Source organism: Streptomyces sp. NPDC046870, assembly GCF_040704595.1.
Lineage (GTDB): Bacteria > Actinomycetota > Actinomycetes > Streptomycetales > Streptomycetaceae > Streptomyces > Streptomyces argyrophylli.
Genome location: NZ_JBEYXM010000009.1, coordinates 88,026 through 107,613 on the forward strand (window position 1 = coordinate 88,026; position 19,588 = coordinate 107,613).

Genomic DNA, 19,588 nt, shown 5'->3' on the forward strand with positions numbered 1-19,588 from the left:
GTTCGAGTGGTCTTCCCGCGGGTCAGGAAGCCGCCTTGTCGCCCTTGGTGCCGTCGATCACCTGTCCCGCCGGCGGGGGCGCCGCCTTGACCGGCTTCTCGTAGTCCGAGAAGACGACCGTGCCGGGATTCTCACCGCCGGACTGCTGGACCTTGAGAATGTACGGCTTTCCCTTCGTGGCGACGTACATGGTGATGGTTTCGCCGCCCTTCTTTTTCTTCAGGGCGATCGCCTCGCGGCCGTCGACCGTGGTGACGTCGCCCTTCGTCATTCCCTTCCGCTCGGACTTGTCGCTGTCCATGTCGGCCAGGAATCCCTGCTTGTCGCACAGTCCCGTCGTCCGGGCGTCGCCGACCGGCACCTTCACCCAACGGCCGCTCAGTGCCTGGGCCTGTTTCGGACCGCCGGCGGAGCCCTTCGCGGCGTTGGCCCAGAACTCCTTGTCACCCTTGATGTACGTCGCCTGGCCTGCGTGGATGACGTCGGCCGAGCCTCGTTCCATGGCCATCCGGCCCGTGCAGTTCTTCTGGGTGTCGACGTGGAAGTCGACCGTCAGGGGCTGCCCGTCCGCGGCGACCTTGCCGGCCATGCGCAGCGAGGCGGCGTTCCTGGTGGCGGTCACCGCCTTGGCGGCCACCTGGTCCGCGCTCTGCCCCTTGAACGGCTGGTCCGACGATCCGTCGTCCGAGCACCCCGCGGCGCCCACGGCGGCGGTCGCGCAGATCACGGATGCGGCTAACGTGCGGCTCACAGACATGCAAAACCCTTCCCGGGAAACCTTCCGTATTTCCTCGGCGGCCTTTCCTTCATCTCGGGGCGGCCGCCGTGGAAGTCCGGTTTCCCGGGAATTGTGGAATAGTCGCTTCCTCTTCTCCCCGAGGGCCGGGGCGCCGGTGACGAGTGGGTCAGAAAGCCAGTCCCACGTGCGCCAGGGCCTGCTTCAGCAGCACCCCGTGGCCGCCCGGCATCTCGTTCTGCACCGCCGGGGAGGCGGCCTCCTGGGGGCTGAACCAGACGAGGTCCAGCGCGTCCTGGCGGGGCCGGCAGTCGCCGGTCACCGGCACGATGTAGGCCAGGGACACCGCGTGCTGGCGCGGGTCGTGGTACGGCGTTATGCCCGCCGTCGGGAAGTACTCCGCGACCGTGAACGGCTGGAGCGAGGCGGGGACACGGGGCAGGGCGACCGGGCCGAGGTCCTTCTCCAGGTGGCGCAGCAGCGCGTCACGGACCCGCTCGTGGTGCAGAACCCGGCCGGAGACCAGGGTCCGGCTGACCGTGCCGTCCGGGCCGATGCGCAACAGCAGCCCGATGCTGGTGACTTCACCGCTGTCGTCCACGCGCACGGGCACGGCCTCGACGTACAGGATCGGCATCCGGGCCCTGGCCATCTCCAGCTCGTCCGTGGTCAGCCAGCCGGGCGTGGTTTCGGTCATGTCAGACATTGCTTGATCATACTTTCCGGGTGGGGCGCCCGCTGGAATCGCGGGCCGGTTCGGATACGGGCGGTCCGTACAGCCGGCGGGCGTTGTCGCGGCCCGTCCAGGCCGCGATCCGCAGGGCGTCGGCGAGGCTGCACTCGTCGGCGTCGACGCGTGCCTGCAGCAGATCGGCGAGGCCCTGCCGGAAGCACAGGGCGCCCAGGTGGTGGAACTCGGCCACACCATAGGCGTCGGAGCTGTACAGCAGTTTGCGGAACGGGGTGATCTCCAGCGCCTCCTCCAGCACCGCCCGGCAGCGGGCCGGACCGGTGTAGTGCAGGGCGAGCCCCACGTCCAGGTACACCTGCTCGAACACCGCGGCCAGATAGGCGGCCTGCCGGTGGTACGGCCAGCAGTGCAGCAGCAGCACCGGGATCGTGCCGGCGGTCCGGTGCAGCCAGTCGGTCAGCAGGGCGGGGTCCGCGCGGTGCAGCCGTACGTCCGCGTCGCCGAAGCCGGTGTGCAGTTGCAGCGGCAGCCCCAGCTCGACGGCGGTCCACAGCAGGTGCCGGACCAGGACCGGGTCCGTGAGGCGTCCGCCCCGCGCCAGCCAGTGCCCGGCGGCCTGCGTCACCTCGGCCCCGGCCGGGGGCTCCGGGTCCAGGGCGAAACCCGTGCGGTAGGCCGCGATGGACTTCACCGCGACCACGCCCGGCCGCCGTACCGCATCCTCGGCGGCCGCGCGGAACACGGCCGCGTACTCGCCCGCCTCCACGCCTCCTGCCGCCACCGACTCCGCGATCTGCTCCAGCCGTACGACCTCGCACGCGGCGGCACCGGCGGCCGCCGCCAGCTCGGCGGGCGTGGTGAGAGGGTGCGGGGCGTAACCGGTGTCCACGCAGAACACCCCGGCTCCGGCCGCCGTCAGGAAGCGGCGGTTGACCTCCTGCCAGCCGAGCCGGGCGCGCCGGGCCACGTAGTCGGCGGGCGGTGCGTGCCGGGGCAGGTCCAGCAGGGGCGCGCAGTGGCGGCGCACGGCCAGGCCGACCGGGCTGTCGAAGGGGGAGACCTCCGGCCAGGCCGCGCCCTCGGTGATCAGGGACGCGAACTGCGCGCCGCTCAGATCGGCCGTGACCGCGCCGTGGCAGTGGTGGTCGACGAGCGGCAGCGCGGCGAGGGCCTCTTGGACGGGTCCGGGTGCGGTCATGGTCAGTACGTCCAGCGGTAGGCCGCCGCCACCTGGTCGGGGCCGAGTCCCTCGACGGCCGCCGCCTCGCCGAGCCGTACGGCGATCACCGCGTCGGCGAGCACCGGGCCCAGCGCGGCCCGCGGCACCGGGTCCGCGCGGAACTCGGCCACCGCCTCCGGCAGCGACCGCGGCAGCCGCCGTACGCCCAGGGCCGCCGCCTCCTCGGGGTCCTGGCGGGCCGGATCGCCGGTGATCTCGTCGGGCAGGGTGCGGGCCGCCGTGACGCCGTCGAGTCCGGCGGCGATCACACAGCCGAGGGCGAGATACGGGTTGGCGGCCAGGTCGACCGGTTTGACCTCCATGTTGGCGTCCTGGTCGTGGCGGCCCGCCGTGCCCGTGACCATCCGCAGGGCGGCCTCGCGGGTCTCGCGGCCCCAGACGGTGAAGACCCCGGCCCACTGGGACGGCTTCAGCCGCAGATAGCTGGCCGGACTGGGGGCGGTGATCGCGGTGAGGGCCGGGAGGTGGGCGAGGACCCCGGCCGCGAAGGACTCCGCCTCGGCCGTCATGCCGTACCGGCGGTCGCCGCCGGCGTGCAGGTTCACGCCGTCGCGCCAGCAGGACAGGTGCAGATGGCCGCCGTTGCCGACGCCCTCGGCGCAGACCGCGGGCGCGAACGACACCCGCAGGCCGTGCCGCCGGGCCACCGCCCGGATCGTCTGCCGGACCAGCACACTGAGGTCGGCCGCCGCCACCGGGTCCCGGGCGCCCACCGAGATCTCGAACTGTCCGGGCGCGTACTCGGGGTGCAGCTGGTCGACGTCCACGCCCTGCGCGGCGCACGCGGCCAGCAGGTCGGCGGTGTAGTCGCTCAGCCCGACCTGCCGGATCGCGCCGTACGCCGGGCCGGAGACGGCCGGTACGAACTCCCCGGCGGGCGCCGAGTCCAGCCCGACGGACCACTCGATCTCGATCGCGGCCTTGAAGGACAGGCCGTGCCGTTCGGCGGCCTCGGTGACGGTCCGGCGCAGGAAGGTCCGGGCACAGCCGGGATGCCGGGCACCCTCCTGGGTGATCCGGTCCACCGGCGCCCACGCCCAGCCGGGCTGCCCGGCCAGCGCCACCAGCCGGTCCAGGTCCGGGTAGAGCCTGAGGTCGCCGTCGGGGGAGCCGAGCACGTCGGTGGTGACGATCGAGTCGTCGGCGAGGAAGGTGTCGAACACCGGGGACATGCCGACGCCCCAGGACACGGCGGCCTCCAGCCGACCGGTGGGGATCGTCTTCACCCGGCAGACGCCCGCGGTGTCCACGTACGCCAGCACGATGCCGCGCACGCCCTGGGCGGCCAGGTCGGCGGTGAGGCCGGCCACCCGGCGCAGGTCCCCGGGACGGCCGCCGGGCACGGGGTCGGCGAAAGTCGTCATGCGTCCTCCTCGGCGGGTCCGGCCCGCGCGCGGCCGGGGTCAGGGTTTCACGGCCACCGCGCCGAGCTGCGGCACCGGGGCGGCGGACGCCGACTCGGCGCGCCACTGCGAGCACGGCACCAGTCCCGGCTCCACCAGGTCCAGACCGGCCAGGAACCCGGCGATCTCGGCGCGGCCGCGGGCGGTGATCGGCGGGGTGGCATGGGCGTTCCAGAACTCCATGGCGGCCACGTTGCCCTCGCCGCCCACGTCGGGGTCGTCCGTCGGATGGGTGAGGACCAGGTGGCTGCCGGCGGGCACCGCGGCCATCAGCCGGCGCACGATGTCCCGGGCCTCGCCGGTGTCCAGGACGAAGTTGAGGATGCCCAGCATCAGGACCGCCACCGGCCGGGTCAGGTCCAGGGTCTCGGCGGCCCGTCGCACGATGCCCTCCGGGTCGTGCGCGTCGGCGTCGACGTAGTCCGTGACGCCCTCCGGGGAGCTGGTGAGCAGCGAGCGGGCGTGCACGAGCACGATCGGGTCGTTGTCGACGTACACGATCCGGGACTCGGGGGCGATCCGCTGTGCTATCTCGTGCGTGTTGTCGGCCGTCGGCAGGCCGGTGCCGATGTCGAGGAACTGCCGGATGCCCCGCTCGGCGGCGAGGAAGCGCACCGCCCGCCCCAGGAACTCCCGGTCGGCGCGCGCCACCGCCCGGATCACCGGGAACATCCCGGCGATCCGCTCGCCCACCCGCTGGTCGACCTCGTAGTGGTCCTTGCCGCCGATCCAGTAGTTCCACACCCGCGCGTTGTGCGCCACGCTGGTGTCCAGCCGTGCCGATCCGGCCCCCGGGGAGTCGACCTCGCTCACCTGTCCGCCCTTCTCACGTGCGGTTCTCCGCCGTCATTGTGCCCCCCGGTGATCGCGCTGTCCCGGGAAACGGCAACGGTCAGTGGTCCAGGACCGCCGCGCGCTCCGCCTCCGGCGGTTCGGGGGGACTTGAGTTTCGCCCTCGGCGTGCCCAGCCGAGGGCCCCCGGCGGCTCCGGGCGCTTGCGTCTCGCCCCGGTGGCCGCGGCCTGCCGGGCGCCCCCGTCCCTGGCGGTCCCGGCCGGGCGGTTGCCCCTGGCGGTTCCGGGCACGCTTGCGTGTCGCCCCGGTGGTCTCTGCCGGGCGTCCCGGTCCCTGGGGTCCCGGCCGGGCGCTTCGACCCCGGCGGTTCCGGGCGCTTGCGTCCGCACCGGTCGCCGCGGCCGCCCCGGTCCCCGGCGGTTCCAGCCGAGTGCTTCGCGGCCGGCGGTTCCGGGCAGGCTTGCGTCCCGCCCCGGCGGTTCGAGGCGCGCCTGTGCCCGGCCCCGGGCGGTTCCGGGGCGTCGGGGCGTATGAGGAACACTGGACCGGTATCACCGTCCCCGACCGGAAGCAGGACATGCCCGCCACGACCACGCCCCTCCTCGACGCCTCCGGCCTGCCCGTCGGCCCCGCCGACATCCGGCTGATCGTCACCGACATGGACGGCACGCTGCTGGACGACGCCAAGCGGATTCCCGACGGGCTGTGGCCGATGCTCGCCGAGCTGCGCCGCCGCGGGGTGCTGTTCAGCCCGGCGAGCGGACGCCAGTACGCCACCCTCCTCCGGCAGTTCGAGGAGGTCGCCGAGGGCATGGTGTTCATCGCGGAGAACGGCACCTATGTGGTCCGGGACGGCGTGGAGCTGAGTTCCGACCCGCTGGACGGGTCCGTCGCCGCCGGGGTCGCCCGCAGGGCGCGGCGGCTGGTTGCGGACGGCGCGGACGTCGGCGCGGTCGTCTGCGGCAAGCGGGCCGCGTACGTCGAGCGGACCGACGAGGCGTTCCTGGCGGAGGTGCGCAAGTACTACGTCGAGCACCGGATCGTCGAGGACGTCACCGCCGTCGACGACGAGATGATCAAGGTCGCGCTGTTCGACTTCGGCTCCGCCGAGGACACCACCGCCCCGGCCCTGAAGGACTTCACCGCGACCCACCAGGTGGTCGTCTCCGGCGAGCACTGGGTGGACGTGATGAACCGCACCGCCGACAAGGGCACCGCCCTGCGCGGCCTCCAGCGGGCGCTCGGCATCACGCCCGCCCAGACCATGGTCTTCGGGGACTACCTGAACGACCTGGAGATGCTCGACGCCGCCGAGTGGTCCTTCGCCATGGCGGGCGCCCACCCCGAGGTGATCCGGCGGGCCCGCCACCTGGCCCCGTCCAACAACGACGACGGGGTCCTGCGGACCGTCGCCCGGGTGCTGGACCTGCCGTACGACGGCGTCAGGGCTTGACCGCGACCCCGCCGTACAGGGAGACCGGCCCGTCGGGCGCCTCCTCGGGCCGCCACTCGGCCACCGGCACGATCCCGGGCTCCAGCAGCCGCAGTCCCTCGAAGAAGGTGCCCACTTCGGCCTGTGACCGCGCCACCAGGGTGACCCCGCCGGCCGCGTAGGCCGCGACGCCCCGCCGGACGTTCTCCGGCTCGAAGTCGGCGGTCATGGTCGACAGCACCAGGCAGCTCCCCGGCGCCAGCGCGCCGACCAGGGTGTCCACCAGGTCGTGGGCGCCGTCCTCGTCGGCGATGAAGTGGAGCAGGGCGATGAGCGAGAGGGCCACCGGGCGTTCCAGGTCCAGGACGCGGGCGGCCTGGCCGAGGATCGCGTGCGGATCGCGGGCGTCGGCCTGCACGTACTCCGTCACGCCTTCCGGGGTCCCGCGCAGCAGGGCGTTCGCGTGGGCCAGCACGATGGGGTCGTTGTCGACGTACACCACGCGGGCGCCGGGGGCCACGGACTGGGCGATCTGGTGCAGGTTCGGCTCGGTCGGTATGCCGGTGCCGATGTCCAGGAACTGGCGGATCCCCCGTTCCGTGGCCAGCATCCGCGTGCTGCGGCGCATGAACGCCCGGTTCGCGCGGGCGGCCTTCGGGGCGCCCCCGTCGATCGCCGCGATCCGCCGGCCCAGCTCCTCGTCGACCGGATAGTTGTCCTTGCCGCCGAGGAACCAGTCGTACACCCGGGCCGGATGCGGCCGGGTCGTGTCGATACCGTCCTGGATCCGCGGCCCTGTCCCCGTCACGTGCTGCTCCTCCGCCCCCGGGTCCCGGTGGTCACTCCGGGACGCGCGGGGAGCAGTCTGACACGGTCAAGCGGCCCGGCGCAGACAGTCTTCGGCCACCTGTTCGTCGAGCGCCGCCCGGACCAACGCGGCGGCCAGGACGGCCGGCTGGGTGTCCCCGGCCAGCTCGGCGAGCCTCTGAGGGTCCTTCGGCAGGCCGAGCCGGCCGGCCCCGGACAGCGCCTTGCCGTCCAGGTACGGCGCGATGTCCGGCCACACCCGCTGCGCCTCGCGCAGGAAGATGTCGGCGCCGGCCGGTCCGATGCCCGGCTCCTCCTGGAGCAGCCGCCTCAACGCGCCGGTGTCGCCGCCCGCCTCCCGGTGCAGCCGGCGCAGGTCGCCGCCCCAGCGCTCGGTCAGCAGTTCGGCGCCGTCGCCGAGCTGGGTCGCGGTGCGCTCGTCGTAGCGGCGGTAGCCGCCCCGGCCGAGCGCGTCGACCCGCTGCTGCCAGGCGGCCCCGGCCATCCTGCGGGGGCTGTCCAGACGGTCCTCGTGCAGGGCCCGGGCGGCGGCTACCGCGACGGAGGCCCGGATCCGGGCGCTGAGCAGCAGGGACAGCACGAGCAGCCGGTACAGCGGCTGCGGGGTGTCCTTCAGGCGGATGCCCGCCTCCTCGGCGTACGTCCGCCCGTACCCGGACACCAGCTCGCGCACGACCCGTTCGTCCCGGTCCATGACGCGGCTCCGGCTAGGGCTTGAGCGGGTCGTGGCCCAGCGTCATCAGCCGGTGCCGGCGCCGGGTGTCCTCCGGCGTGTTCTCCGGCTCGGGTTCGTTCTCCGGGTCGGCCAGGTCGTCGACCGTGTCGACGACCTTGCGCATGACCCGGATGTCGTCGTCGGTGAGGTCGGTACGGCGCTTCCGCAGGATGGCGAGGACATGCTGGCCGGTGGGCGTGCCCGCCTCCTCCGGCAGCGGTTCCGTCTCCTCGTCGGCGTCCCGGACCTTCAGCCAGGCCGCGAGTTCCGCCGAGGTCATGTTCACCACGCGGTGGAAGTCCTCCCACAGCGCCTCGGTCTCCAGGGCGTCGGCCATGGGTCTGCCCCTTCCGTGCGGGAGCGGGTCTACTGGTCGGTGGTGTCTTCGCGCGGGTGGTTCTCGGCCTCGAACATCCAGCGCTGCTTCTCCAGGTCGGCGGTGACGGAGATCAGCAGGTCCTGGGTGACCGGGTCGGCCTTCTCGGTCGCCTCGATCCGCTCGCGCAGCCGGCCGATGGCCGCCTCCAGCGCCGACACCATCAGCGCCACGGCCTCGGTGTCGCGCACCCAGCCGTCCTTGGCGCCGGGCAGTGCGAAGGTCGCGGCGATGGTCTCCGGCCGGCCGTCCGGCGGCACGCCCAGCGCGGCGGCACGCTCGGCCACCGTGTCCGAGTGACTGCGGGCCGCGGCGACCACCTCGTCCAGCTGGAGGTGGATCGACCGGAACCGCGGGCCCACGACGTTCCAGTGCGCCTGCTTGCCGATCAGCGACAGCCCCAGCAGGTCCACCAGGGTCTCCTGCAGGGCGGTTCCGGTGACGCCGAGCGCCTCCTCGGGCAGCGTGCTCTTGACCACGGTCATGGTCCGTACATCCCCTTTCAGCGGCTGTCCACGGTCATGTCCGACAGGGCGGGTGCCCGCTGGGCGAGGGCGCAAACCGGCAGATCAGCGGGGTAGTACCCCATCCAGGAAGGCCAGCAGCTCCGCGAAGACCTCCTCCTTGCACGTCTCGTGGAACACCTCGTGCCGCGCCCCCGGGAAGATCCGCCCGGTGTGCCGGCCGCCGCTCAGCCGCTCCACCCCGGCGCGGCTCCCGGGCAGCGGCACCAGCCGGTCGTCGTCGCCGTGCAGCCACAGCAGCGGCAGCCCGCCGACCTCACCACCCCGGGCGACGGTCTCCAGCGTCCGGGCGAACGCCTCCAGCGTCGGCCGCTTCATGGGGCCGTGCCACACCAGCGGATCGGCCGCGTACGCGGCACCGACGGCCGGGTCCCGGGAGAGCGCGGACGGGCTGATCGGGACGTCCGGGATCTCCTCCAGGGCCAGCAGCCGCCCCGGCAGCTCCCAGGTGCCGATCACCGGACCGGACAGCACCAGAGCGCTCAGCTCACCGCCGTACCGCTGGGCGTAGCGGGCCGCGATCAGCCCGCCCATGGAGTGGCCCACCAGGACCAGCGGCAGGCCGGGGCGCGCGGCACGGGCCGAGTCCGCCACCGTGTGCACGTCCGTGACCACGTCCTCGAAGTCCTCGATCAGCACCCGCTCCCCGGCCGACCGGCCGTGGCCCGCGTGGTCCGGCGCGTAGACGGCGGCGCCGTGCCCGGTGAGCCGGCCGGCGAGTTCCGCGTACCGGCCGGCGTGCTCGCCGTACCCGTGCACCAGCAGTGCCAGACAGCGGGGAGCCGGGTGCGGCCACTCCCGTACGGCGAGGGTTCCGTGCGTGCCGTCGAGGACGTGCTCGCGGACGTGGGGCATCTCTCCTCCAGCTGCCTCGGGGACGGTCCCGGGGATCTTCCCAGTGGGGCGGTCGGCGGTCTATAGTCCAAAACTAGCAGTGCTAATTAATGGGCTGCCGGGCAGCGGAAGAGCTGTCGTGAGGTCCGTGCTGATCCACAGCGTCGTAGGTCAGGAGTCCCAGCCGTGCGTCCCGTCCACTTCGCGGCCGCCCGCCGCACCCCCATCGGCAAGCTGCGCGGAGCCCTCTCGGGGGTCCGCCCCGACGACCTGGTCGCGACCGTCATCCGCCGCCTGGTGGCCGACGTGCCCGCGCTCGACCCCGCCCGGATCGACGACGTCTACTGGGGCGCCGCCAACCAGGCCGGCGAGGACAACCGCAACGTCGCCCGCATGGCCGCCCTGCTCGCCGGACTGCCCGACTCCGTGCCCGGCGCCACCGTCAACCGGCTGTGCGCCTCCGGACTCGAGGCGGTGACCACCGCCGCCCGGACCATCGCGGCCGGCGAGGCCGACGTCGTGATCGCCGGCGGCTCCGAGTCCATGAGCCGCGCCCCCTTCGTCCTGCCCCGCCCCGACGAGGCCCTGCCGCAGCGGATCGAGACCTACGACACCCGGCTCGGCTGGCGGCTGGTCAACCCGGCCATGAAGGAGCTGCACGGCCTGCTCTCCATGGGCGAGACCGCCGAGGAGGTCGCCGCGCGGTACGGCGTCTCCCGCGAGCGCCAGGACGAGTTCGCCCTGCGCAGCCACCGGCTCGCCGCCGCCGCGCGCAAGGACGGCCACTTCGACGGTGAGCTCCTGCCCGTCGAGCGGCCCGACGGCATCGTGTTCGAGCAGGACGAGTGCGTACGGGAGGACACCTCGCTGGAGAAGCTGTCCCGGCTGAAGCCGGTCTTCCGCGTGAACGGCACGGTCACCGCCGGGAACTCCTCGCCGATGAACGACGGCGCGGCCGGCCTGCTGCTGGTCAGCGAGGAGGCCCTGGAGGAGCTGGGCCTGGAGTCCCTCGGACGCTATGTCGCGGGCGCCTCCGCCGGTGTCCACCCCGACGTGATGGGCCTCGGCCCGGTCCCCGCCACCCGCAAGGCGCTGGGCCGGGCCGGCTGGGAGGTCGGCGACGTCCAGGAGGCCGAGTTCAACGAGGCGTTCGCCGCGCAGGCACTCGCGTGCGTCGACCAGCTGGGCATCGACCCCGACCTGGTCAACCCCACCGGCGGCGCCATCGCCCTCGGACACCCCCTCGGCTGCTCCGGCGCCCGCATCCTCACCACCCTGCTGCACCGGATGCGCCGCACGGGCGCGCGGCGGGGACTCGCGACGATGTGCGTCGGGGTGGGGCAGGGGAGCACGGTGCTGGTCGAGAGGCACTAGAGCCTCCTCAACGGGGGGCTCCCCGCAAGGGGATCCGGTACACGAGCCGCAGCAAGGAAACGGAGCAGCACTCCATGGCCACCCTGTCCGTCGCCGCCATCCTCGCCGAGAACGCCCGGCGCCGCCCCGGCAAGACCGCCCTCGTCGAAGGCGATCTGCGGCTCACCTTCGCCGACGCGTGGCAGCGCGCGCTGGGCCAGGCGGGCGCGCTCACCGCTCTCGGCGTACGGCCCGGCGACCGGGTCGCCCTCATGGCCCCCAACACCGCCGAGTTCCCGGTGGCGTACTACGCGATCGCCGCGGCGGGCGGGGTCGTCGTCCCCGTGCACCTGCTGCTCTCTGCGGGCGAGGTCGAACACGTGCTGCGCGACAGCGGGGCCACCCTGCTGCTGGTGCACCCGGCCCAGGCGGAGACCGGCACGGCCGCCGCCTGCGCCACGGGCGTCCGGGCGGTCACCCTCGGCACGGAGTTCGAGAAGCTGGCGGCCGGCGCCGAGCCCCTTGCGTCGTACGTCACCCGGGCCGCCGACGATCCCGCGGTGATCTTCTACACCAGCGGTACGACCGGTGTCCCCAAGGGCGCCGTGCTCAGCCACTTCAACCTGGTGATGAACGCGACCGTCAACGCCTTCGACGCCAACGACATCCGCGCCGGCGACACCGCCCTCGGCGCACTGCCGCTGTTCCACGCCTTCGGCCAGACCGTCTCGCTCAACTCCACCTGGCGGGCCGGCGCCACGCTGGTGCTGCTGCCCCGCTTCGACGCGGCCCGCGCCATCGACCTGATGGTGCGCGAGGGCGTGAACACCTTCCACGGCGTGCCCACCATGTTCGTCGCCCTCGCGGCCGCCGCCGCGGACGCGGAGCGGCTCCCGGCGCTGCGCGTGTGCGTCTCCGGCGGCGCCTCGCTGCCGGTGGCCGTGCTGGAGCGGTTCGAGGCCGCGTTCGGCGCGCAGATCCACGAGGGGTACGGGCTGTCGGAGACCTCGCCGACCGCCACCGTCAACCAGCCCGTGTTCGGCACGAAGGCCGGCACCATCGGCCACCCGCTGTGGGGCATCGACGTGGAGATCGCCCGCGCGGAGGTGGAGGGCCGGATCGAACTGCTGCCGCCCGGTGAGGTGGGCGAGGTCGTCATCCGCGGCCACAACGTCTTCTCCGGCTACCTCGGCCGCCCCGAGGCCACCGCGGAGGCCCTGGTGGACGGCTGGTTCCGCACCGGTGACCTCGGCACCAAGGACGACGAGGGCTTCCTGCGGATCGTCGACCGGAAGAAGGACGTCATCATCCGCGGCGGCTACAACGTCTACCCGAGGGAGGTCGAGGAGGTGCTGATGCGTCATCCGGAGATCGCCCAGGCCGCGGTCATCGGCCTGCCCGACGACCTGCACGGCGAGGAGGTGTGCGCCGTCGTCGTCCCCGCGCCGGGCACCGCGCCGGACGCCGCCGCGCTCACCGAGTGGTCCAAGGAGCACCTGGGCCGGCACAAGTACCCGCGCCGGGTGGAGCTCACGGACGCGCTGCCGCTCGGGCCGAGCATGAAGGTGCTCAAGCGGGAACTGCGGGTGCGCTACACGGGCCGCTAGGGTCTTTCGCCGTCGCGGGGGGGCGCTCCTTACACCGGGTCCATGCATGCACATAGCATCGGTCCCTCCATGAACACGATGACGCTCTGGCACATATCCGGCTGGGGGTTCGCGGCGCTCGCCCTCGCGGCCCTGCTCGTCGGCTTCTCCAAGACGGCCGTCAGCGGGGCCAACACGGTCAGTCTCGCGATCTTCGCGGCGGTCCTGCCCGCCCGCGCCTCCACCGGCGTACTGCTGCCCGTCCTGATCGCCGGCGACGTGCTCGCCGTCCTCACCTACCGGCGGCACGCGCACTGGCCCACCTTGTGGCGGCTGTTCCCGGCGGTGGCGGCGGGCGTGGTGGCCGGCACGCTCTTCCTGGTGTGGGCCGACGACGGGATCGTACGGACCTCGATCGGAGCGATCCTGCTGCTGATGGCGGGGGTGACGCTGTGGCGCCGGCGGACGGCCGGCACCCCGCAGGAGCCGGACGAGGCCGGCACCCGGGCGGGCCGCGTCAAGGCCCGCTCCTACGGTGTGCTCGGCGGGTTCACGACGATGGTCGCCAACGCCGGCGGGCCGGTGATGTCGCTGTACCTGCTGTCGGCGGGGTTCCGGAAGCTCGGGTTCCTTGGCACCTCCGCGTTCTTCTTCCTCATCGTGAACGTCTCGAAGGTGCCGTTCAGCGCGGGCCTCGGGCTCATCGACGGGCGCTCGCTGCTCCTCGACGCCGCGCTCGTGGTGTTCGTCGTGCCGGGGGCGCTGTTCGGCAAGTGGGCGGTGAACCGCATCAACCAGCGGCTCTTCGAACAACTCGTGATCGCGGCGACGATCGTGGGCGGGCTGCAACTGCTGCTCCGCTAGCGCCGGCGGCCGGCCGCTACTCCGCCGGGCGCAGCAGCGCCGGGACGTCCGCGAAGGAGTCCAGCACGTGGTCCGGGGTGCCGCTCGCGTCCGCGTGCGTCTCCGGCTGGTACTTGCCGGTCCTCACCAGCACCCCGGTCAGCCCGGCCCGCTGCGCGGCGAGCACGTCCGACTCGATGTCGTCGCCGACCATCAGCGCCCGCCCCGCGTCCACCCCCAGCCGGGCGAGCGCCGCCGCGAAGAACGCCGGGGACGGCTTGCCCGTGACCTCGGCCTCCACGCGCGCCGCCCGCTCCAGCCCCAGCAGGAACGCGCCCGAGTCCAGTTGCAGCCCGGCGTCGGTGCGCCAGTACAGGTTGCGGTGCATGGCGACCAGCCGCGCCCCCCGCTGCAACTCGCCGAAGGCCCGGTTGAGCGCCGCGTAGTCGAACCCCGGCCCGGCGCCGCCGACCACGACCACGTCGGCCCCCTCCTCGACCAGCGTGACGTCGCCCAGGTCCGCCGCGACGGCGCCGCTGCCCAGCAGCAGGCACCGGGCGCCCGGATGGTGCTCGGCGAGATGGGCGGCGGTGGCGGCGGGCGCGGTCAGCACGTCCTCCGCGTCCACCTCGAAGCCGGCCTCCGACAGCGTCGCGGCGATCGACGCCCGGGTCCGGGAGGTCGTGTTCGTCACCAGGGCCACGGCGAACCCGGCCGCGCGCAGGGCGCCCAGCGCCTGCACCGCACCGGGCAGCGGCTTCCAGGACACGGTGAGGACCCCGTCGATGTCGATCAGGACGGCACGCACGGACGCCAAGGACTCCATGGCCCGACGGTAGCGACCCGGGCGGCGCACCGGCCGGTACCACCTCGTACGCTCACCCCCATGCCCGCGCACGTCCTGATCCTCGGCGGCACCACCGAGGCCCGTCGCCTCGCCGCCGACCTCGCCGCCCGGCCCGGGGTGCGGGTCACCACCTCGCTCGCCGGCCGGGTCGCCCGGCCCGGGGCGCTGCCCGGCGAGGTGCGGACCGGCGGCTTCGGCGGACCGGAGGGCCTCGCCGACTGGCTGCGCGCGCACCGGGTGGACGCCCTGGTGGACGCCACCCACCCCTTCGCCGAGACGATCACGGACCACGCGGCCCGTGCGGCGCGGGCCACGGGCGTCCCCGCCGTCGTCCTGCGCCGCCCCGGCTGGCGGCCGGGCCCCGGCGACCGCTGGTACGACGTCCCGTCCCTGGGCGCGGCGGCCGAGGCCCTGCCCGGCCTCGGCCGCCGGGCGTTCCTCACCACCGGCCGCCTCGGCCTCGCGGCCTTCGCCCACCTCACCGGCCTGCGCTTCCTCGTCCGCTCCGTCGACCCGCCCGAGCCCCCGCTGCCCCCGGACACCACCGTCGTCCTGGCCCGGGGCCCCTTCACGGTCACCGGGGAGACGGAGCTCCTGCGCGCCCACCGGATCGACGTCCTGGTCACCAAGGACAGCGGCGGCGACGCGACGGCCGCGAAGCTGACGGCGGCGCGGGGGCTGGGCCTGCCCGTGGTCGTCGTGCGCCGCCCCGCCCTCCCGGCCGGCGTCACCGCCGTACCGGACGTGGCGGACGCCCTGGCCCGGCTGGGCTTCGGCCCGGCCTGACGACGGCGGCCCGGATCCGGTCGATCGCGCGCAGCACCTCGTCCCGGTTCTTGGCGCTCTTCATCCAGGAGGGGAGACGGGCGACCAGGGTCATCTTCCGGCCGGTGTCGTACCAAGGCGCGCGTTCCCGCAGACCGGCCGCGACACAGCGCCGGATCAGGTCCGGATGCCGCAGGTCGTACGCCCACACCCGGCCGTGCCGGGTCTCGCGCTGCAACCACAGCCGGGCGCGGAAGTACGGGTCCCGCGCGGGTCCGGCCGAACCCGAGTCGAATACCGCGGACCGGCCGGCCCAGGTGCGCGACAGACCGCAGGAACGGCAGACCAGGCACCGGGGAGCGAAGATCCACCGCTCCTCGGCCTCCGGCCGCCGCCGCACATGGGCCACGCCGTCACAGCGGGGACAGTGGACCAGCACCGAGTCGAGGAAGTCGTCCTTGGTGCTGCGCGGATCGCGGAAGCGGAGGGGCGTGGCGGACATGCCCCGGGTATCACGACGCCCTGTCCCGGCCCGCACCCGATTTCAGCGCGCCGCCCGGCACGGGCCGCCCGTGCGTCAGTCCCGTCCGTTCCGCGACGGGTGCCGGCGCAGCAGGTACGTGTCCATGATCCAGCCCTTGCGCTCCCGCGCCTCGGCGCGCAGCCGCTCGATGCGCGGGCCTGCCTCGGCGATCGGTCCGGAGACGAGGATCTCGTCCGGCGTGCCTATGTAGGCGCCCCAGTAGATGTCCATGTCCTCCTCGGCGTACCGCCGGAAGGCCTGGTGCGCGTCGAGCATCACGACCACGTCGTCGACGCCCTCCGGGAAGCCCTCCGCCAGCCGCCGCCCGGTGGTGATCTGCACCGGCCGGGCGACCCGGTTCAGTCCCGTGCGATGCCGGGCGACCAGTGCGGAGACGCTGCTGACGCCGGGCACCACGTCGTACGTGAACCGCACCGCGCCCCGCTCCAGCACCTCCTCCAGGATGCCCAGCGTGCTGTCGTACAACGCGGGGTCCCCCCAGACCAGGAAGGCGCCCGTGCCCGACTCGTCCAGTTCCTCGGCGATCAGCCGCTCGTAGATCCCGGCGCGGGCGCTGCGCCAGTCCCCGACGGCGGGGGAGTAGGCCGGTCCGCCCGCCGCCCGGTCCCGGTCCGGATCACGGGCCTCCACCACCCGGTACGACCCCTCGGGCAGATGGGCGTCCAGCATGTCCCGGCGCAGCCGGGTGAGGTCGCTCTTCACCTCGCCCTTGTCGAGCAGGAAGAACACGTCCGTGCTCCGCAGCGCCTTGACCGCCTGGAGGGTCAGCTGGTCGGGGTCGCCCGCGCCGATACCGATGACATGAATCTTTCGCACGTCCCGAGTCTGCCGCATGCCGCTGACGATGCGTCCACCGGCTCCGCACGGGCTGCGACGACGGCCTGCTCGCGGCGTGCGGGAAGGCCGGCGGTCAGGGCCCCAGGCGCGGTGCCTCGGTCCCCGCGTCGATCGGTGCCGAGCCGTCCTCGACCCGTCCCGCCAGCTCCCGCGCCCAGCGGGTGAGGCCCGGGAGGTCCAGTCCGTACGGGCGGTCCTCGCCCCGCTCGGCCGCCCACTCCTCGACCGCGCCGGCGCCCCGCCGCAGCAGCCGCGCCCCGCCGACGGTGTTCCCGCGGGCCGCGTGGGTGAGGCCCACCGCCAGCTGGGCAAGGCCCCGCCACAGCGCGCGCTCCTCCTCCGGGCCCGACTTCCAGGCGTCCTCGAACACCTCGTGCGCGTGGAACGGCCGCCCCGAGGCCAGCAGCGCCCGCGCCTCGGCGACCGTGTCCTGCGGCGTCCGCAGGACCCCCTCCGGCTGCCGGGGGACGCCCTCGGCGCCGTACGGCAACGGGCGCCCCAGCCCGTCCCGGGGCCGCGCGTTCCGCGCCCGCCCGGCCGTGTCCCGGTCCCTGGCATCCGATGCGCCCGCGTTGGTCATACCGCCGATTGTCCCTCGTGCCGCCGGTCTCCTTCGGCACACCCCCGGGCGTGGGGTAAAGTGCTGTCCGCACGATCACGCGGGGCACCGCGCGGCAGTGCGACGGGACGTGGCGCAGCTTGGTAGCGCACTTGACTGGGGGTCAAGGGGTCGCAGGTTCAAATCCTGTCGTCCCGACGTGTGGAAGTCGGCCAGGGCCGGTTCCGGAGGCATCCGGAACCGGCCCTGACGCGTGTGTGGAGACCGGCGGCGATCGCCTGGCCGGCAGTGCGCCTCTCGCCGCTGACTCGCCGGTCGCCGGGATGAGCGGTTACCTGGAGCAAAGAGGTGTTCCCCGGGTGGCACCGACCGTCCCGGGGTGCCCGGCACACGGCCACGGCGGCCCGCGAGCCGCCCGGGGCCCCTCCCCCCCCCCACGCGAGGTAAGGACTTCCCCCATGCGCGGAGCAGTGATCCACGCCCCTGGAGACGTGCGCTTCGAAACCCTGGACGACCCGCAGATCCTGGAGCCGACGGACGCGATCATCCGTACGGCCGTCACCTGTGTGTGCGGCACCGACCTGTGGCCCTGGCGCGGTCTGGACGCGACCGACGAGGCACACCCCATGGGGCACGAGTACGTCGGCTTCGTCGAGGCCGTCGGCAGCGAGGTCACCTCGGTCAGGCCCGGCCAGTTCGTCGTCGGCTCGTTCGCGACCTCGGACAACACGTGCGCCAACTGCCGCAACGGATGGCAGTCCAACTGCGTGAACCGCGAGTTCATGACCACCTGCCAGGCCGAGTACGTGCGCATCCCCAACGCCCAGGGCACCCTGGTCGCCACCGAGGAGGTGCCGGGCGAGGAGTTCTGGCCCGGCCTGCTGGCCGTCTCCGACGTGATGGGCACCGGCTGGTACGCGGCCGAGGCCGCCGAGGTCGGGCCCGGCTCCACGGCCGTGGTGGTCGGTGACGGCGCGGTCGGGCTGTGCGGGGTGATCGCCGCGAAGGAGATGGGCGCCGAGCGGATCATCGCCATGAGCCGGCACGAGTCGCGCCAGAAACTGGCCCGGGAGTTCGGCGCCACCGACATCGTCACCGAGCGTGGCGAGGACGGTGTCGCCCGGATCAAGGAGATGACCGACGGGATCGGCGTGGACTCGGTCCTGGAGTGCGTCGGCACCGGTGAGGCCATGCGGCAGGCGCTGCACTCGGCCCGGCCCGGCGGCAACGTCGGGTTCGTCGGCCTCCCGCACGAGGTGGTGATCGACGCGGAGGAGCTGTTCTTCACCCACGTCGGCCTGCGCGGCGGCCCCGCCCCCGTGCGCCGCTTCCTGCCCGACCTGATCGACCGCGTCCTGTCCGGGCGGATCGACCCGGGCAGGGTCTTCGACCTCACCCTGCCCCTGGAGCAGGTGGAGGAGGGCTACCGGGCCATGGACGAGCGCCGCGCCATCAAGGCCCTCCTCACGCCCTGACCCAGGCCGTGGACCCGTCGGCGCCGGGGAGCAGGGCGCCGGCCAGGGGTACGCCGCCGGCCCGGCAGCCGTGCCGGGCCGGCGGACCTGGTCACTGTTCCTCCTCGTGCCTCGGATGCACGAGGAGGGGGGCGATCGCGTGGGGTGGGGGACCGGTGACGTCGTCGGTCTCGGGAAGGGGGAACAGGACTTCTTCGAGTGCCGGGGTGATGAAGAGGAACGCGATCACCAGGACGGGCACAAGCAGGGCAATCAGGATCACAGCACCTCCCGGAGGTCGGTCTGTGGCACCTGGTTGGGCCGCTCCCAGCATGCGCCCGAACGGCGTAACCCGCATGTTGTCCGGCCGCCCGTCCGCGACCTGCGGGTTACCGCCGGACGCGGGGGTACTCGGGCGGGGACGTCCCGACCCGCCTGCGCACATGGGTCGGGGGCGGCGCCGCTGCCCGGAGCCGCCCCTCAGTCGTTCGTCCCCGGGGGTCAGGGGGCCACGGCCCGCCCGGTCTGCGGGGAGATGCGGCCGGCGCACAGGCCCTTGCCGGCCAGCGTCTGCGCGATGCGCGGGATGGCCGCGAGGGTGTTGGCCGGCCACTCGTGCATGAGGATGATCTGGCCGTTGGTCAGCCGGGACACCGCCTGCACGATCGCGTCGGTGCTCGCGCCGTTCCAGTCCTGCGAGTCGACGTCCCAGATGATCTGCCGCAGGCCGTACTTCGCCTCCACCGCCTGCACGGTGGCGTTGGTCTCGCCGTACGGCGGGCGGAACAGCTGCGGCGTCCCGCCCCCGGCAGCGGCGATGGCCTGCTGGGTGCGGGAGATCTCGGAGTCGATCTGCGCCTGGCTCTGCTGGGTGAGGTGGGGGTGGGTGTAGCTGTGGTTGCCGATCCACATCCCGGCGTTCGCCTCGGCCCGTACCTGGGCCGGGTGGGCGGCAGCGAACTGGCCCTCGTTGAACATCGTGGCCCGCAGGCCGTTCTGCCGCAGGGCGTTGAGCAGGGCCGGGGTGTGGTCGTTGGACGGGCCGTCGTCGAAGGTGAGCCCGACGTACCCGGAACAGGTGGCGGCGTGCGCCGGGGCCGCGTCGGTGACGGCGGTGACCGTGCCGGCCACGGCGGTCGCCGCGAGGGCCAGTCCGGTCAGCAGGGGGCGGGGTGCGGCACGCATGCGGGTGGGTCCTCCTCGGATGGGCGGCATGACCGCCGTGGG

21 protein-coding genes, 1 tRNA gene and 1 pseudogene are annotated in these 19,588 nt (G+C 73.8%); 7 read left to right on the top strand and 16 right to left on the bottom strand.

Annotated elements, in window-relative coordinates; translation table 11 throughout:
• Positions 1–22 precede the first annotated feature (22 nt).
• From AB0946_RS21080 to AB0946_RS21100, 5 genes are all read right to left on the bottom strand, one after another.
• Positions 23–751, bottom strand: coding sequence for a hypothetical protein (locus AB0946_RS21080; protein WP_366762152.1), 729 nt, complete (start codon positions 749–751; stop codon positions 23–25).
• 154 nt (positions 752–905) lie between these two features.
• Positions 906–1,442: an NUDIX hydrolase family protein gene (locus AB0946_RS21085; RefSeq protein ID WP_086011601.1), complete on the bottom strand. Its 537-nt coding sequence runs from the start codon at positions 1,440–1,442 to the stop codon at positions 906–908.
• A gap of 7 nt (positions 1,443–1,449) precedes the next feature.
• Positions 1,450–2,625, bottom strand: coding sequence for an amidohydrolase family protein (locus AB0946_RS21090; RefSeq protein ID WP_366762153.1), 1,176 nt, complete (start codon positions 2,623–2,625; stop codon positions 1,450–1,452).
• Positions 2,626–2,627: 2 nt separating this feature from the next.
• The gene (locus AB0946_RS21095; protein WP_366762154.1) at positions 2,628–4,031 is read right to left on the bottom strand and encodes a glutamine synthetase family protein; all 1,404 of its coding nucleotides are present in this window, start codon (positions 4,029–4,031) and stop codon (positions 2,628–2,630) included.
• A 39-nt stretch (positions 4,032–4,070) separates the two neighbouring features.
• Complete coding sequence (locus AB0946_RS21100; protein WP_366762155.1) at positions 4,071–4,883, bottom strand: SAM-dependent methyltransferase; 813 nt, start codon at positions 4,881–4,883, stop codon at positions 4,071–4,073.
• A gap of 558 nt (positions 4,884–5,441) precedes the next feature.
• Between AB0946_RS21100 and AB0946_RS21105 the strand changes: the two genes are divergently transcribed.
• The gene (locus tag AB0946_RS21105) at positions 5,442–6,317 is read left to right on the top strand and encodes a Cof-type HAD-IIB family hydrolase (RefSeq protein WP_366762156.1); all 876 of its coding nucleotides are present in this window, start codon (positions 5,442–5,444) and stop codon (positions 6,315–6,317) included.
• Here AB0946_RS21105 and AB0946_RS21110 read toward each other — a convergent pair.
• From AB0946_RS21110 to AB0946_RS21130, 5 genes are all read right to left on the bottom strand, one after another.
• Positions 6,307–7,104, bottom strand: coding sequence for an SAM-dependent methyltransferase (locus AB0946_RS21110; protein WP_366762157.1), 798 nt, complete (start codon positions 7,102–7,104; stop codon positions 6,307–6,309). The two genes, AB0946_RS21105 and AB0946_RS21110, sit on opposite strands and share 11 nt — an antisense overlap.
• 66 nt (positions 7,105–7,170) lie before the next feature.
• Entirely contained in the window at positions 7,171–7,818 is a 648-nt protein-coding gene (locus AB0946_RS21115) for an endonuclease (RefSeq protein ID WP_366762158.1), read from the bottom strand.
• A gap of 13 nt (positions 7,819–7,831) precedes the next feature.
• Positions 7,832–8,176 (bottom strand): DUF3140 domain-containing protein, encoded by a 345-nt coding sequence (locus tag AB0946_RS21120; protein ID WP_366762159.1) that lies wholly within the window; start codon positions 8,174–8,176, stop codon positions 7,832–7,834.
• A 29-nt stretch (positions 8,177–8,205) separates the two neighbouring features.
• Positions 8,206–8,700, bottom strand: a complete 495-nt coding sequence (locus AB0946_RS21125; protein WP_366762160.1) for a DNA starvation/stationary phase protection protein — start codon at positions 8,698–8,700, stop codon at positions 8,206–8,208.
• Between the two features lie 84 nt (positions 8,701–8,784).
• The gene (locus tag AB0946_RS21130; protein WP_366762161.1) at positions 8,785–9,594 is read right to left on the bottom strand and encodes a lysophospholipase; all 810 of its coding nucleotides are present in this window, start codon (positions 9,592–9,594) and stop codon (positions 8,785–8,787) included.
• 165 nt (positions 9,595–9,759) lie between these two features.
• Here AB0946_RS21130 and AB0946_RS21135 point away from each other — a divergent pair, with 165 nt between their 5' ends.
• The 3 genes from AB0946_RS21135 (at position 9,760) to AB0946_RS21145 (ending at position 13,376) form a co-directional block, all read left to right on the top strand.
• A complete protein-coding gene (locus AB0946_RS21135) occupies positions 9,760–10,947 on the top strand; it encodes a thiolase family protein (RefSeq protein ID WP_366762162.1) in 1,188 nt (395 codons plus the stop codon).
• A 74-nt stretch (positions 10,948–11,021) separates the two neighbouring features.
• Positions 11,022–12,533 (top strand): long-chain fatty acid--CoA ligase, encoded by a 1,512-nt coding sequence (locus AB0946_RS21140; RefSeq protein WP_366762163.1) that lies wholly within the window; start codon positions 11,022–11,024, stop codon positions 12,531–12,533.
• A gap of 69 nt (positions 12,534–12,602) precedes the next feature.
• On the top strand, positions 12,603–13,376 hold the full coding sequence (locus AB0946_RS21145; protein WP_366762164.1) for a sulfite exporter TauE/SafE family protein: 774 nt from the start codon (positions 12,603–12,605) through the stop codon (positions 13,374–13,376).
• Positions 13,377–13,392: 16 nt separating this feature from the next.
• Here the strand turns inward: AB0946_RS21145 and AB0946_RS21150 are convergent, their stop codons facing one another.
• On the bottom strand, positions 13,393–14,172 hold the full coding sequence (locus AB0946_RS21150) for an HAD-IIA family hydrolase (protein WP_366762327.1): 780 nt from the start codon (positions 14,170–14,172) through the stop codon (positions 13,393–13,395).
• A gap of 69 nt (positions 14,173–14,241) precedes the next feature.
• Between AB0946_RS21150 and AB0946_RS21155 the strand changes: the two genes are divergently transcribed.
• Positions 14,242–14,988, top strand: a complete 747-nt coding sequence (locus AB0946_RS21155) for a cobalt-precorrin-6A reductase (RefSeq protein WP_366762165.1) — start codon at positions 14,242–14,244, stop codon at positions 14,986–14,988.
• Here AB0946_RS21155 and AB0946_RS21160 read toward each other — a convergent pair.
• From AB0946_RS21160 to AB0946_RS21170, 3 genes are all read right to left on the bottom strand, one after another.
• On the bottom strand, positions 14,930–15,469 hold the full coding sequence (locus tag AB0946_RS21160; RefSeq protein ID WP_366762166.1) for a hypothetical protein: 540 nt from the start codon (positions 15,467–15,469) through the stop codon (positions 14,930–14,932). The genes AB0946_RS21155 and AB0946_RS21160 overlap by 59 nt on opposite strands.
• Positions 15,470–15,544: 75 nt before the next feature.
• Complete coding sequence (cobF, locus tag AB0946_RS21165) at positions 15,545–16,327, bottom strand: precorrin-6A synthase (deacetylating) (protein WP_366762167.1); 783 nt, start codon at positions 16,325–16,327, stop codon at positions 15,545–15,547.
• 94 nt (positions 16,328–16,421) lie between these two features.
• Entirely contained in the window at positions 16,422–16,928 is a 507-nt protein-coding gene (locus AB0946_RS21170) for a DUF309 domain-containing protein (RefSeq protein ID WP_366762168.1), read from the bottom strand.
• Between the two features lie 103 nt (positions 16,929–17,031).
• Here AB0946_RS21170 and AB0946_RS21175 point away from each other — a divergent pair.
• Positions 17,032–17,105 (top strand) — tRNA-Pro (locus AB0946_RS21175).
• Between the two features lie 260 nt (positions 17,106–17,365).
• The gene (locus AB0946_RS21180; protein ID WP_366762169.1) at positions 17,366–18,382 is read left to right on the top strand and encodes a zinc-dependent alcohol dehydrogenase family protein; all 1,017 of its coding nucleotides are present in this window, start codon (positions 17,366–17,368) and stop codon (positions 18,380–18,382) included.
• A gap of 91 nt (positions 18,383–18,473) precedes the next feature.
• Here the strand turns inward: AB0946_RS21180 and AB0946_RS21185 are convergent, their stop codons facing one another.
• A complete protein-coding gene (locus tag AB0946_RS21185) occupies positions 18,474–18,644 on the bottom strand; it encodes a hypothetical protein (protein WP_366762170.1) in 171 nt (56 codons plus the stop codon).
• A gap of 221 nt (positions 18,645–18,865) precedes the next feature.
• Positions 18,866–19,546: pseudogene (locus AB0946_RS21190) on the bottom strand (polysaccharide deacetylase family protein); the annotation flags it as partial.
• Between the last annotated feature and the right edge of the window lie 42 nt (positions 19,547–19,588).

Coding starts and splice junctions, on each gene's coding strand:
- AB0946_RS21085 (WP_086011601.1), bottom strand. CDS start 1,442: ATGTCTGACATGACCGAAACCACGCCCGGCTGGCTGACCACGGACGAG.
- AB0946_RS21090 (WP_366762153.1), bottom strand. CDS start 2,625: ATGACCGCACCCGGACCCGTCCAAGAGGCCCTCGCCGCGCTGCCGCTC.
- AB0946_RS21095 (WP_366762154.1), bottom strand. CDS start 4,031: ATGACGACTTTCGCCGACCCCGTGCCCGGCGGCCGTCCCGGGGACCTG.
- AB0946_RS21105 (WP_366762156.1), top strand. CDS start 5,442: ATGCCCGCCACGACCACGCCCCTCCTCGACGCCTCCGGCCTGCCCGTC.
- AB0946_RS21115 (WP_366762158.1), bottom strand. CDS start 7,818: ATGGACCGGGACGAACGGGTCGTGCGCGAGCTGGTGTCCGGGTACGGG.
- AB0946_RS21120 (WP_366762159.1), bottom strand. CDS start 8,176: ATGGCCGACGCCCTGGAGACCGAGGCGCTGTGGGAGGACTTCCACCGC.
- AB0946_RS21125 (WP_366762160.1), bottom strand. CDS start 8,700: ATGACCGTGGTCAAGAGCACGCTGCCCGAGGAGGCGCTCGGCGTCACC.
- AB0946_RS21130 (WP_366762161.1), bottom strand. CDS start 9,594: ATGCCCCACGTCCGCGAGCACGTCCTCGACGGCACGCACGGAACCCTC.
- AB0946_RS21140 (WP_366762163.1), top strand. CDS start 11,022: ATGGCCACCCTGTCCGTCGCCGCCATCCTCGCCGAGAACGCCCGGCGC.
- AB0946_RS21145 (WP_366762164.1), top strand. CDS start 12,603: ATGAACACGATGACGCTCTGGCACATATCCGGCTGGGGGTTCGCGGCG.
- AB0946_RS21155 (WP_366762165.1), top strand. CDS start 14,242: ATGCCCGCGCACGTCCTGATCCTCGGCGGCACCACCGAGGCCCGTCGC.
- AB0946_RS21160 (WP_366762166.1), bottom strand. CDS start 15,469: ATGTCCGCCACGCCCCTCCGCTTCCGCGATCCGCGCAGCACCAAGGAC.
- AB0946_RS21170 (WP_366762168.1), bottom strand. CDS start 16,928: ATGACCAACGCGGGCGCATCGGATGCCAGGGACCGGGACACGGCCGGG.
- AB0946_RS21180 (WP_366762169.1), top strand. CDS start 17,366: ATGCGCGGAGCAGTGATCCACGCCCCTGGAGACGTGCGCTTCGAAACC.